General features: G+C 73.0%; 13 protein-coding genes. 6 read left to right on the top strand and 7 right to left on the bottom strand.

The window, feature by feature from the left end:
* Nucleotides 1-9: 9 nt before the first annotated feature.
* Nucleotides 10-423, bottom strand: a complete 414-nt coding sequence (locus tag AB0F18_RS25320; RefSeq protein WP_362064397.1) for an anti-sigma regulatory factor — start codon at nucleotides 421-423, stop codon at nucleotides 10-12.
* A 190-nt stretch (nucleotides 424-613) separates the two neighbouring features.
* A complete protein-coding gene (locus AB0F18_RS25325; protein ID WP_362064399.1) occupies nucleotides 614-874 on the bottom strand; it encodes a UBP-type zinc finger domain-containing protein in 261 nt (86 codons plus the stop codon).
* Nucleotides 875-950: 76 nt separating this feature from the next.
* Here AB0F18_RS25325 and AB0F18_RS25330 point away from each other — a divergent pair, with 76 nt between their 5' ends.
* Nucleotides 951-2,534, top strand: coding sequence for a Na+/H+ antiporter (locus tag AB0F18_RS25330; RefSeq protein ID WP_362064401.1), 1,584 nt, complete (start codon nucleotides 951-953; stop codon nucleotides 2,532-2,534).
* Nucleotides 2,535-2,548: 14 nt separating this feature from the next.
* Here the strand turns inward: AB0F18_RS25330 and AB0F18_RS25335 are convergent, their stop codons facing one another.
* From AB0F18_RS25335 to AB0F18_RS25350, 4 genes are all read right to left on the bottom strand, one after another.
* A complete protein-coding gene (locus AB0F18_RS25335) occupies nucleotides 2,549-3,445 on the bottom strand; it encodes a pyridoxal-phosphate dependent enzyme (RefSeq protein WP_362064403.1) in 897 nt (298 codons plus the stop codon).
* A 10-nt stretch (nucleotides 3,446-3,455) separates the two neighbouring features.
* The gene (locus tag AB0F18_RS25340) at nucleotides 3,456-4,046 is read right to left on the bottom strand and encodes an N-acetylmuramoyl-L-alanine amidase (protein WP_362064405.1); all 591 of its coding nucleotides are present in this window, start codon (nucleotides 4,044-4,046) and stop codon (nucleotides 3,456-3,458) included.
* A 91-nt stretch (nucleotides 4,047-4,137) separates the two neighbouring features.
* Nucleotides 4,138-5,328 carry a globin domain-containing protein gene (locus AB0F18_RS25345; RefSeq protein ID WP_362064407.1) on the bottom strand — a complete coding sequence of 397 codons (1,191 nt, stop codon included), beginning with the start codon at nucleotides 5,326-5,328 and terminating at the stop codon, nucleotides 4,138-4,140.
* Between the two features lie 103 nt (nucleotides 5,329-5,431).
* Nucleotides 5,432-5,902 (bottom strand): Rrf2 family transcriptional regulator, encoded by a 471-nt coding sequence (locus tag AB0F18_RS25350; protein ID WP_362064409.1) that lies wholly within the window; start codon nucleotides 5,900-5,902, stop codon nucleotides 5,432-5,434.
* A gap of 227 nt (nucleotides 5,903-6,129) precedes the next feature.
* Between AB0F18_RS25350 and AB0F18_RS25355 the strand changes: the two genes are divergently transcribed.
* The 4 genes from AB0F18_RS25355 (at nucleotide 6,130) to AB0F18_RS25370 (ending at nucleotide 9,583) form a co-directional block, all read left to right on the top strand.
* Nucleotides 6,130-7,536: a family 2B encapsulin nanocompartment shell protein gene (locus AB0F18_RS25355; RefSeq protein ID WP_362064411.1), complete on the top strand. Its 1,407-nt coding sequence runs from the start codon at nucleotides 6,130-6,132 to the stop codon at nucleotides 7,534-7,536.
* The gene (locus AB0F18_RS25360) at nucleotides 7,536-8,585 is read left to right on the top strand and encodes a family 2 encapsulin nanocompartment cargo protein polyprenyl transferase (protein ID WP_362064413.1); all 1,050 of its coding nucleotides are present in this window, start codon (nucleotides 7,536-7,538) and stop codon (nucleotides 8,583-8,585) included. Before AB0F18_RS25355 ends, AB0F18_RS25360 begins: the two co-directional genes overlap by 1 nt.
* Nucleotides 8,586-8,709: 124 nt before the next feature.
* Nucleotides 8,710-9,312 carry a GNAT family N-acetyltransferase gene (locus AB0F18_RS25365; protein WP_362064415.1) on the top strand — a complete coding sequence of 201 codons (603 nt, stop codon included), beginning with the start codon at nucleotides 8,710-8,712 and terminating at the stop codon, nucleotides 9,310-9,312.
* Between the two features lie 73 nt (nucleotides 9,313-9,385).
* On the top strand, nucleotides 9,386-9,583 hold the full coding sequence (locus AB0F18_RS25370) for a hypothetical protein (protein ID WP_362064427.1): 198 nt from the start codon (nucleotides 9,386-9,388) through the stop codon (nucleotides 9,581-9,583).
* An 80-nt stretch (nucleotides 9,584-9,663) separates the two neighbouring features.
* Here the strand turns inward: AB0F18_RS25370 and snpA are convergent, their stop codons facing one another.
* The gene (snpA, locus tag AB0F18_RS25375) at nucleotides 9,664-10,335 is read right to left on the bottom strand and encodes a snapalysin (RefSeq protein ID WP_362064417.1); all 672 of its coding nucleotides are present in this window, start codon (nucleotides 10,333-10,335) and stop codon (nucleotides 9,664-9,666) included.
* Between the two features lie 223 nt (nucleotides 10,336-10,558).
* Between snpA and AB0F18_RS25380 the strand changes: the two genes are divergently transcribed.
* Nucleotides 10,559-11,491 (top strand): LysR family transcriptional regulator, encoded by a 933-nt coding sequence (locus AB0F18_RS25380; RefSeq protein ID WP_362064419.1) that lies wholly within the window; start codon nucleotides 10,559-10,561, stop codon nucleotides 11,489-11,491.
* Nucleotides 11,492-11,635 lie beyond the last annotated feature (144 nt).

Here is an 11,635-nt window from a genome sequence, read left to right on the forward strand (position 1 = left end):
CCCCGCCGCTCACGCCGGGCCTGGTCCCGCGCCGCGCTGTTTGTAGAGGCTGATGCTCACCGTCCGGTTGTCCTCGACCGTCGCCTCGACCTTGCCGGCCAGCGCCGACAGCACGGTCCACGCGAACGTGTCCCGCTCCGGCGCGCGCCCGTCGGTGGTGGGCGCGGAGACGGTCACTTCCAGCGAATCGTCGATCAGCCGGAAGACGCAGCTGAGGACGGAGCCCGGCACGGCCTGCTGGAGCAGGATCGCGCAGGCCTCGTCCACCGCGATGCGGAGGTCCTCGATCTCGTCGAGGGTGAAGTCCAACCGTGCCGCGAGACCGGCCGTGGCCGTTCGCAGCACCGACAGGTAGGCACCCGCAGCCGGCAGCCGGACTTCCACGAAGTCCTGGGTCGCGGGCTCGCCTGCGATCTGGGACACCCTCACCTCCAAGGTGGTACGAGCTCTGTTCGCCGGTGACGCTATCGCGATCCGGGCGATCGTGTCGCGGCACCCCTCGATGGCCCCGCCCCACGGCCAGTGACTGATGGTAAGCCCATGGGTACGCACAGTGGCTAGGGGTCTGCGGGCCCAATTCGGGGGAACCGGCGGAGGGTTGACCTACCCCACTTCAGACGATCGAACCGTCGACAAAACACCACCGCCACGTCTCTCCCGGTTCGAAGCTGCGCATCACCGGATGACCCGTCTCCCGGTGGTGCGCGGTGGCGTGCCGGTGGGGAGAGCTGTCGCAGCAGCCCACGTACCCGCAGCCGAGGCACATGCGCAGCTGTACCGGATGGCTTCCGAGCACTTCACATTCCGGGCAGGTCAGCGCATGCGGGACGGGCTCGGGGCGCGGCAGTTCGGCAACGTGGGTGCACTCGCTCATGATGGCCAGGTTACGGCCAGGGCGCGGCCGGGTCGTGGGCGCGACGACGGTGACGACGGATGGGGATGGATCTTCGATGGAGGTATTGCCACTGGTGGCGCTGGTGGCGGTGAGCGCCGCCGTGGCGGGGGCCGCCCGGCGCACGCCCGTGCCGGCGCCGCTGCTGCTGGTCGCCGTGGGACTCGTCGCAGCGTACGTGCCGGGGGTGCCCTCGTACGCCCTCGACCCGCACATCGTGCTGCCGCTGCTGCTCCCGCCGCTGCTGCACACGGCCGCGGTGGACAGCTCGTACCTGGACCTGCGGGCCAACGTCCGGCCGATCGCCCTGCTGTCGGTGGGCTACGTGCTGTTCGCGACACTGGTCGTGGGCTGGGCGGCGTACCTGGTCGTGCCCGGGGTGTCACTGCCGGTGGCGCTGGTGCTGGGCGCGGTCGTGGCCCCGCCGGACGCCGTCGCGGCGACCGCCATCGCCCGGCGCCTGGGGCTGCCGAGCCGGGTGACGACCATCCTGCAGGGCGAGTCCCTGGTGAACGACGCCACCGCCATCACCGCCTACAAGGTGGCCCTGGCCGCGGCCGCCGGGCTGGGCGCCGGCTGGGCGGGCGGGGTCGCGGAGTTCCTGCTGGCGTCGGTCGGCGGGGTGGGCGTGGGCCTGCTGCTGATGGTCCCGATCCACCAGCTGAGGAAGCGGCTGCGCGAGCCCCTGCTGCAGAACACCCTGTCCCTGCTGATCCCGTTCGTGGCGTACGCGGCGGCGGAGCGGGTGCACGCCTCGGGCGTCCTGGCGGTGGTCGTCGTCGCCCTCTACCTGGGGCACCGGAACTGGCAGGTCGACTTCGCGACCCGGCTCCAGGAGGAGGCGGTGTGGAAGGTCGTCGCGTTCGTGCTGGAGTCGGTGGTCTTCGCCCTGATCGGCCTCCAGCTCCCGGTGGTGCTGCGGGGGTTGAGCGAGTACGAGGGTCTGGCCGCCGCCTGGTACGCGGTGGCGGTGTTCCTCGCGGTGGTGGTGGCGCGGTTCGTGTGGGTGTTCCCGGCGACCTTCATGCCGAGGTGGGTGTCGGAGCGGATCCGCACGCGGGAGCCGGACACCGACTGGAAGTCCCCGGTGATCGTGGGCTGGGCCGGGATGCGGGGGGTGGTCTCGCTGGCGATCGCGTTCTCCGTGCCGATGAGCGTGCAGCACCGCAACCTGATCCTGTTCCTCACCTTCACGACGGTCATCGGCACGCTGGTCGTGCAGGGCCTGACCCTCCCGCCGCTGATCCGGGCCCTGCGGCTGCCGCCGCGGGACGCCCGGGCGGAGACCCTCGCGGAGGCCCAGGCCCAGAGCGAGGCCTCGCGGGCGGCGGAGGAACGCCTGGCGGAACTCCTGGAGGACCCGGCGAACAGCGCCCTGCCGCCTCCGCTGGTGGACCGCCTGCGGACGGTACTGGAACGGCGGCGCAACGCGGTGTGGGAGCGGCTGGGGGAGGTCAACCCGCTGACGGGCGAGTCGGCGGACGAGGTCTACCGCCGCCTGGCGCGGGAGATGATCGAGGCGGAGCGCGAGGTCTTCGTCACCCTGCGCGACCGCCGCCGCATCGACGACGAGATGCTCAGGGGCCTGCTGCGGAGGCTGGACCTGGAGGAGGCGGCGGCGTATCGGGAGGAGGCGGGGTGAGGTGGGCGGGGCGATCACTCCCCCCGCCCCGTGATCACCGCCGCGACCGTCGTCCCCCGGGGGAAGGTGCCCGACCGGGTCAGGGCCGTCAGGGCCCACAGGAGCTTCGCCACGTAGATGCGCTCCACCGGGAGGCCGTGGCGGGACTCGAAGTCCGAGGCGAAGGCTTCGAGGGGGGCCGGGACGCGGGCGTAGCCGCCGTGGTCGTAGCCCTCGGCCAGGGTCCAGGTGCCGGTCGGGGCGCCGAAGGCGGCCGTCTGGAGGGAACGTATCTCCGCCCCCAGGAAGCCCCCCGCCAGGACCGGGACCCCCAGGGCCCGCTGGCCGGGGGCCAGTCCTGCCGTGAGGCCGGCCAGGGTGCCGCCCGTGCCGCAGGCCACCGCGGCCACGTCGCAGACGTCCCGCAGTTCGCGGCCCAGCTCCGCGCAGCCCGTGAGGGCGGGCGCGTTGCTGCCGCCCTCCGGGATCACGTAGGCGTCGGCCGCTCCGGCGGCGGTCAGCAGCCGGGACCGGGCCTCCGGCTCGGCCTTGCGCCGGTACTCCGCGCGCGTGGTGAAGTGCAGCCGCATGCCGTCCGCCGCGCAGCGGGCCAGGGAGTCGTTGAGGGGGCGGTCCGCGAGCTCGTCGCCCCGGACGATGCCGACCGTCTCCAGGCCGAGCAGCCGGCCGGCGGCCGCCGTGGCCCGGAGGTGGTTGGAGTAGGCGCCGCCGAAGGTGACGAGCCGGTCGTGGCCCGCCTCCAGGGCCGCCCGGAGGTTCGGCGCGAGCTTGCGCCACTTGTTGCCGGGCAGCTCCGGGTGGACGAGGTCGTCCCGCTTGAGGAGGAGCCGTACCCCGTGCGCGCCGAAGCGTTCGTCGGCCGCCTCGATGAGGGGGGACGGCGGGCGCGGGCGCAGTTCGGGGTGGGTCACCAGCCCATTGTCACTTGAGGCGGTCGGCCACCCGTTTGCGCAGCGACTCCATCGTGAACCCCTTGGGGTCGATCTTGCCCGGCTGCCATTCGAGGTGGCCGATGACGGAGCGGGCGCCCCAGCCGTGGACGCGGCAGACGGCCGCCGCCGCGCGGGCCATGGCGTCGAGCTGGACGGCCGGCCAGGGGTCCTCGCCGTCGCCGAGGTTCTCGCACTCGAAGCCGTAGAAGTGGCGGTTGCCGTCGGTGTCCGCGTGGTGGTCGGGCGGGAGGCGCTTCTCGGCGATGACCGCCGCCAGGACGTCGGAGTCGCCGGCGCCGGCGTGGTTGGCGCGGCCGTAGCCGACCAGGTGGACGCGGCCGTCCTTGGTGATGACCCCGTGGCAGAGGGGGCCGGGCAGGGCGCTGTCCCCGTCGCGGCAGAGCTCCACGGTGAAGGAGGTGCCGTGGGTGACGGTGTGGTGGATCATCACCCCGTGCACCGGCCCCCAGGGGCCCTTGTGGTTGCGGTTGTGCGTGCGCCAGGACCCGACCTCCACGACGGTCAGGCCCTCGTCGCGCAGGGCGTCGATGAAGCGGTCCGCGGACATGGGTGCGGACATGGCCGCCTCCCTTACGGTGCGTGTGCGGTTCGTTACGTACCGGTGTAGTGGAGGCGGCCCTTCCGCGACTAGGGCGTTATTCGGCCAGGCGTCACGCCGCGGCGAGCCAGAGGTCCGGGCCGAAGACCTCGTAGTGGATGTCGGCCGCCGGGACCCCCTTGGCGATCAGCTGCTCGCGCACCGCCCGCATGAAGGGGAGCGGGCCGCAGAGGTAGGCCTGGGTGCCGGGGGCGACGGAGGTGGAGGTCAGGTCGATGAGGCCGGTCTCGTCGCCCGGCTCCGCGTCCGCCTCGTACCAGAAGCGGGCCGAGCCGCCGGGGAGCTTGTGCGTCAGCGCGCGGTGGTCGGAGCGCAGGGCGTGGTCGGCGGGGGTGCGGTCGGCGTGCAGGACGGTGACCGGGGCGGGGTGTCCGGTTTCGGCCAGGTGCTCCAGCATCGAGAGCATCGGGGTGCAGCCGATCCCGGCGGAGGCGAGGAGCACCGGCGCGGCGGAGTCCCGCAGGACCAGGTCGCCGTACGGGGCCGAGACGCGCAGGGTGTCGCCGGTGCGGAGGTGGGCGTGGAGGTGGTTGGAGACCTCGCCGTCGGGGCCGTCGCCGCCGTGGACCCGCTTGACGGTGATCGCGCGGACGGGGGAGCCGGGGGCGCCGGAGAGGCTGTACTGGCGGATTTGGCGGGCGCCGTCGGGGAGTTCGGTCTGGACGGAGACGTACTGGCCGGGCTTGAAGCCGGGCGCCGGGCTGCCGTCGGCGGGGGTGAGGTGGAAGGTGGTGCAGTCGGCGGTCTCCTCGGTCCGCGCGGTCACGGTCCACTCCCGCCAGACGTCGCCGGCCAGCACCTGCTGTTCGGCGTAGAGGCGCTCCTCGATGGCGATCAGGGCGTTCGCCATCAGCCAGTAGACCTCGTCCCAGGCCTCGGCGACCTCGGGGGTGACGGCCTCGCCGAGGATCTCGGCTATGGCCTCGAACAGGTGCAGGCGGACGACGGGGTACTGCTCGCGGGTGACGCCGAGGGAGGCGTGCTTGTGGGCGATGCGGCCGAGCATCACGTCCGGGCGGGTGTCCGGGTGTTCCAGGAGGTGGGTGGCGAAGGCCGCGATGGAGCCGGCGAGGGCCTGCTTCTGGAGGCCGGCGGCCTGGTTGCCGCGGTTGAACAGGTCGCGCAGGAGCGCCGGGTGGGCCGCGAACAGCTTCTCGTAGAACAGCTCCGTGATGTCGCCGATCGCGGCCCCGACGGCGGGCAGGGTGGCGCGGACGGTCGCGGCCGACTTCTCGGACAGCATGGGGGCTCCTCGCGTGAGTGATGAATTGGAGTATCAGGTTCGTATTTAAAGCTGCGGCGGAACGGCTCCGCCGGTCGCGGAGGTCCGTGGGAGGGTGCGGGCCCTAGCGGTCCCGGGGGTCCGGTGGGCCGGACGGGCCGCGGGCGGTGCCCGAGAGGCTGAGGAGGAGGGGGCCGGTCGGGGCCGCCACCAGTTCGTCCACCGTGAGCGGGTCCAGCGCCGCGAAGAAGGCCTCCTGGGCCCGGCGCAGCGCGCCGCGCAGGACGCACGCCCCGCGCAGCGGGCAGGGGGTGGTCCCCTCGCAGTCCACGACGTCGCCCTCGCCCTCCAGCTCCCGCACCACGCCGCCCACCGAGGCGGCGCGTCCGGCCGCGGTGAGCGCCAGCCCGCCGCCGCGGCCGCGCCGCGCCTCGATCAGGCCGAGGTGCTGGAGCCGGGCGACCACCTTGGCGGTGTGGGTGTACGGGACCTCCATGGTCGCCGCCACCTCGCGGGTGGTGGGGAGGTCCGCGTCCTCGACCGCCAGGCGCATCAGCACGCGCAGCGCCAGGTCGGTGAATCGGGTCAGCCGCATGGGCTCAGCCTAGGAAAACTGGCATCGAGGATGCAAGTTAGGAGGTGGGGGGCGTGCGGGATCGTCGAAACGGGTGGGGCGCAGCGAGGGTTCTGTGAAGACGTTGAACTCTGGAGAATGCCCAGCCGGGCCCGGAGTAGTCCCACCCTTTTGTGTAATGGTCCGACTGCATGGCGTGCTGAAAGGCTTCTCTACCGCAGACCATGGAGTGATCGAAAGGGAAAGACATGTCGGTCCAGGCGGGCTCCGAACCCGAAGCCCAGACACCGCAGCGCAGTCTCGGCACCGCGGCCGCGCGGAACTTGGCGAGCACCACCAAGTCCGCCCCGCAGATGCAGGAGATCACCTCGCGGTGGCTCCTGAAGATGCTCCCCTGGGTCGCGGTACAGGGCGGCACCTACCGCCTCAACCGCCGCCTCAGCTACTCCGTGGGCAACGGAATCGTGGAGTTCGTCAAGACGGGCAGCCAGGTCCAGGTCATCCCCGCCGAGCTCGGCGAGCTCCCCCTGCTGCGCGACTACACCGACGAGGAGGCCCTCACCGAGCTCGCCGCGCGCTGCCGCCAGATCGACTTCGAGGCCGGCCAGGAGCTCACCTCCTTCGGCAGCCCCTCCGACCAGGTCTTCCTCCTCGCCCACGGCCGCATCGACCAGATCGGCCCCGGCCCCTACGGAGACGACGCCGTCCTGCGCACCGTCGCCGACGGCGCCTACTTCGGCGAGGACGCCCTCACCGACGAAGAGGCCATCTGGGAGTACACCGCCCGCGCCGCCACCCCCGGCACCGCGCTCGTCCTGACCCGCCAGGACTTCCAGCTCCTCGCCGACCGCGTCGCCTCGCTCCGCGCGCACCTCGACAGCGTACGGACGCGGCCCGAGCGGCACGCCAACCCGTACGGCGAGGCCGCCATCGACCTCTCAGCCGGCCACCACGGCGAGGCCGTCCTCCCCGGCACCTTCGTCGACTACGAGGCCCGCCCCCGCGAGTACGAACTCTCCATTGCACAAACGGTCCTGCGCGTGCACACCCGCGTCGCCGACCTCTACAACCACCCGATGAACCAGACCGAGCAGCAGCTGCGGCTCACGGTCGAGGCGCTGCGGGAGCGCCAGGAGCACGAGATGCTCAACAACCCCGACTTCGGTCTCCTCCACAACGCCGACTACGACCAGCGCATCCAGCCCCACGACGGCGCTCCCAGCCCCGACGACTTCGACGCGCTGCTCAGCATGCGCCGCGACTCCAACCTCTTCCTCGCCCACCCCAAGGCCATCGCCGCCTTCGGCCGAGAGTGCAACAAGCGCGGCATCTACCCCGAGACGGTCGACGTCGCCGGGACCCGCGTGCCGGCCTGGCGGGGCGTGCCCATCTTCCCGTCCAACAAGATCCCGGTCAGCGACGCCCGTACGACCTCCATCCTGTGCATGCGCACCGGCGAGGAGAACCAGGGCGTGATCGGCCTCCACCAGCCCGGCATCCCCGACGAGATCGAGCCGAGCATGTCGGTGCGCTTCATGGGCATCAGCGAGCAGGCGATCATCTCCTACCTGGTCACCGCCTACTTCTCCGCCGCCGTGCTCGTCCCCGACGCGCTCGGCGTACTGGAGAACGTCGAGATCGGCCGCTGGCGCTGATGACCGCGAACGTCATCGCCGCCGGCGAGGGGCAGGAGGCGGCCGCCCTGCTGGACAGCACAAGAGAAACGGTCAACCCGGAGCTGCGCCGGGCCGTCGAGAGCCTGCCCGCCCCCACACGGCGGGTGGCGATGTACCACTTCGGCTGGGAGCACGAGGACGGCAGCCCGGCCGCCGTCGGCGCGGGCAAGGCCATCCGCCCGGCCCTCGTCCTCGCCTCGGCGGGGGCCCTCGGCGGCCCCCAGGGCAACCCGGAATCCGCCGTACGGGCAGCGGCGGCCGTGGAGCTGGCGCACAACTTCACGCTGCTGCACGACGACGTCATCGACAACGACGCCCGCAGGCGCGGACGGCCCACCGCCTGGACCGTCTTCGGCATCCCGGACGCGCTCCTCACCGGCGACGCCATGATGGCGCTCGCGCTGCGGCTGCTCGCCGACGACCCGCACCCCGCCTCGGCGCGGGCCTCGGCCCGCCTCGCGGCCTGCGTCGTCGAGCTGTGCGCGGGCCAGCAGGCGGACTGCGCCTTCGAACGGCGCGCGTCCGTCTCGCTGGAGGAGTGCCTGGCCATGGCCACGGCCAAGACCGGCGCCCTCCTGGGCTGCGCGTGCGCGGTCGGCGCGCTGTACGCGGGGGCCGGGCCGGAGGAGGTCGAGGCGATGGACGCCTTCGGCCGGGAGGCGGGACTGGCCTTCCAGCTGATCGACGACCTGATCGGCATCTGGGGGGACCCCGGCCACACCGGGAAGCCCGCCGGGGCCGACCTGCTCGCGCGCAAGAAGTCCCTCCCGGTCGTGGCCGCCCTCACCTCCGGCACCGAGGCCGGGGAGGAGCTGGCCGCCCTGTACGCCGGTCCCATGACCGGGGACGGCGACGTGCGGCGGGCCGCCCGGGCCGTGGAGCGGGCCGGCGGCCGCGACTGGGCGCAGGCCCACGCCGGCGACCGGATGGGCCGGGCGGTGCAGGAACTGTCCCGCGCGGTGCCGGACGTGACGGCGGCGGGCGGGCTGCTGGCGCTCGCGGAGTTCGTGACGCGCCGGACGAGGTAGCGGGGGCAACGGGGGGAGGTCCGTTTCCGGCACCGCGGGGGTGCCGGAAACGGACCTTTCCGCGCGCTCCGGCCAACTCTAGGATCACTCGCGGTCGTTGATGCGCGAGTGAAGGGTGTGAGCTGTGGTGCTGGAGATACGCCGGGCGGACCAGTCGGACCGGGACGCCGTCGCGCGCCTGCTGGACGAGGCCTTCCGCAGCGACCCGGTCAGCTCCTGGGTCTTCCCCGATCCCGGACACCGCGCCGCCGTCCACGGCAGGTTCCTCGGGGTCTTCGTCGACGTCGCGCTGGCCGAGGGCCGGATCGACTACGCCGCCGACGGCTCGGCGGCCGCGCTGTGGCTGCGGATCCCGGCCGGTGAGCCGGAGGGCGAGGCCGCCGAGGATGACGTGCCGGCGAAGATGCGTGCGGTGGCCGACCCCGGAAACGAGCGGTGCGAGCTCGTCGGGCGGCTCACCGGGGCGGTGCACCCCACCGCCGAGGAGCACGAGTACCTGCTGATGATCGCGGTCGCGCCCGGCCGGCAGGGCGAGGGGCTGGGCACCGCACTGATCCGGCCGGTGCTGGAGCGCTGCGACCGGGACGGGGTCCCGGCGTACCTGGAGGCGAGCAGCGAGCGGAGCATACGGCTGTACGAGCGGCTGGGCTGGGAGTTCACCGGCGAGGCGGTGCGGCTGCCGGACGGCCCGCTGATGTGGCCGATGTGGCGCAAGCCGCGGGGGTAGCCGCCTGACCACTTCAACTGAAGTAGTTCAGCGCTGACCGGTCGAACGCGCGAAACCGGCCTACCGTGGAGGTATGGCCGGTGAACAGCAGCACGAGCACGCGAGGGTCGCCCCGCAGGCCGGGCACGCACAGCTGACGTGCCCGGCCTGCGGGAACCCCGTGGAGACGGTGGTCCGCCGCCGCAAGTCCCTGGGGATCTTCGTACCCGCATGGGTCCCGGGCCCCTGCCGGAACCCGGACTGCCCCCGGTACGCGCCCGCGGAGGGATGACCTCCGCGGACGCTGCCGTGTGCGCGGGCCCGTGGGGGGTGCGGAGGGGGCCGGTGTGCGGGTGGCGGCGTGCGGGTGGCTCAGCCCTTGGTGCCGAGGCCCGAGCCCACCAGGCCGTTCGCCCACAGCTGGTTCACGCGCGACCGCTCGGTGCTGTTCGGGTAGGCGTTCGTGCACGAGGTGCCCGGACCGCCGCCCGACATCAGCTCGCTGCACGGACCCGTGTAGTGGTCCGGCAGACCCAGCACGTGCCCCGTCTCGTGGGCCGTCACGCGGGTGGAGTTGTACTGCTGGTTCTGCGCGTAGTCGAGGAAGATGTAGCCCCGGCCGTGCCCGTCCGTGCTCGCGTACGAGCCGCGCGAGTCGTTGCCCTCGTAGTACGAGAAGTTCCCGCCCGAGGACACCTCCTGCAGCTTCACGTTGGAGACCGAGCCGTTCCAGATACGGGTCGAATTGGCTATCTGCGTACGGAAGCTGGGCGCGTTGCGGGTGTTGTAGGTGACGGTGACGACGGCCGTGGCGCTCGGGTTCGCGGCACGCTGCTCGGCGACCGCGCGCTGGACGGCCTCGAAGAAGGCCTTGTTCGCGGTCGCGTTCTCCTGCGAGCGCTCGTACGCCGAGTAGCTCGCCGGGCTGCCCTGGCCCGCGACGGAGGTCGCGGCTCCGGCGGTGGGGACGACGCCGCCGAGGGCGGCGGCGACACCGAGGCCGACCGTGGCGGCGGACAGCAGGGTCCTGCGGGAGTGGCGCATGTGGGGGGCTCCTACTCATCTGGTGCAGTGGGGGGTGGATGGGTCGTCCGGTACCGGAGTCTGCGGGAGCCGAAGGGGCCGGGGGATGATGTCAGAGGCCGATAACACCGCCCTATCGGGGGGTTTCGGAGAGATTTACCTTGGTCAACTAGCGTGAGAATGGCGTGATTCGGGGGGCTATCGGCGGCTGGTGCGGTCCCCTGGGCCCGCCTACCCTCGGGTCATGGAGCTTGAGGTGAGGCACCTGCGCGCACTGTGCGCCATCGCCGACGCCGGGAGCCTGCACAAGGCCGCCCGGCAGCTCGGCGTGAGCCAGCCCTCGCTCACCACGCAGCTGCGCCGGATCGAACGGGCCCTGGAGGGCGAACTGTTCCTGCGCGAGCGCACCGGCTGCCGGCCGACTCCCTTCGGGCGCACGGTACTCGGGCGGGCGCGCCCGCTCCTCGCCGAGATGGCCGCCCTCGTCGCCGAGGCGCGGGCCGCCGCGCACGGGCCCCGGCTGCGGATCGGCTCGACCGCGAGCCGGGCCCTGCCGGGGTGGCTGCGCCGGCTGCACCGGCGGGCACCGGAGACCGAGACCACGCTGGTGGTGGACGTCTCGGCGAACGCCCTGCTGCGGATGACCGCCGCCGGGCAGCTGGACGTGGCGTTCGTGCACGAGGTGGAGGGCAGCCCGCTGCGGGTGCCGGACGGGCTGGAACTGCGGGTGCTGATGGAGCGCGAGCCGCAGTTCGTCTCCATGTCCCTGGACCATCCCGCGGCGCGGTCGGCGGTGGTGGCGTTACAGGACCTGGCCGGGGACCGCTGGACGGTGGACCCCTCGGTCGACGGCGAATGGGACGGCCTGCGCCGGGTGTTCGCCCGGGCCGGACTCGCCCCCCAGGTCCTGCACGCGGACTACCACACGGCGGCCTCACTGATCGTCTCCGGCGAGGCGGTGGCCCCGTGCCAGCCGACATCGGGCCCCCGGGACGACATGGCGATCCGCCCGCTGCTGGGCGACCCCCTGGCGGTACGCCTGCTGCTGGCCACCCGCCCGGGGGAGCACGCGGAGGTCTACGAGGACCTCCGCGCCTCCTACCGCGAAGCGGCCCTGGGCGCCCCGCCGTACCGGGCATGGCTGAGGCGGGAGGGGAGCGCGCTGCTGGTGGCTTAGGGGCGGGGCGGGATGGTCGCCCGGGGTCGGGGGGTGGCGGGGTTCCGGTTGGGCGGTCTCGGAGAAGTGCTGGGGGCTTCCCGTCAGTCCCACTGTCCTTCCGTGTCGTGACGGCCTGTCAAGGGCGCTCCCTTCGGTCGCGTC

The sequence above is a fragment of the Streptomyces sp. NPDC029216 genome, assembly GCF_040648015.1.
Classification (GTDB): Bacteria; Actinomycetota; Actinomycetes; order Streptomycetales; family Streptomycetaceae; genus Streptomyces.

Coding starts and splice junctions, on each gene's coding strand:
- AB0F18_RS25325 (WP_362064399.1), bottom strand. CDS start 874: ATGAGCGAGTGCACCCACGTTGCCGAACTGCCGCGCCCCGAGCCCGTC.
- AB0F18_RS25330 (WP_362064401.1), top strand. CDS start 951: ATGGAGGTATTGCCACTGGTGGCGCTGGTGGCGGTGAGCGCCGCCGTG.
- AB0F18_RS25340 (WP_362064405.1), bottom strand. CDS start 4,046: ATGTCCGCACCCATGTCCGCGGACCGCTTCATCGACGCCCTGCGCGAC.
- AB0F18_RS25345 (WP_362064407.1), bottom strand. CDS start 5,328: ATGCTGTCCGAGAAGTCGGCCGCGACCGTCCGCGCCACCCTGCCCGCC.
- AB0F18_RS25350 (WP_362064409.1), bottom strand. CDS start 5,902: ATGCGGCTGACCCGATTCACCGACCTGGCGCTGCGCGTGCTGATGCGC.
- AB0F18_RS25355 (WP_362064411.1), top strand. CDS start 6,130: ATGTCGGTCCAGGCGGGCTCCGAACCCGAAGCCCAGACACCGCAGCGC.
- AB0F18_RS25360 (WP_362064413.1), top strand. CDS start 7,536: ATGACCGCGAACGTCATCGCCGCCGGCGAGGGGCAGGAGGCGGCCGCC.
- AB0F18_RS25370 (WP_362064427.1), top strand. CDS start 9,386: ATGGCCGGTGAACAGCAGCACGAGCACGCGAGGGTCGCCCCGCAGGCC.
- snpA (WP_362064417.1), bottom strand. CDS start 10,335: ATGCGCCACTCCCGCAGGACCCTGCTGTCCGCCGCCACGGTCGGCCTC.
- AB0F18_RS25380 (WP_362064419.1), top strand. CDS start 10,559: ATGGAGCTTGAGGTGAGGCACCTGCGCGCACTGTGCGCCATCGCCGAC.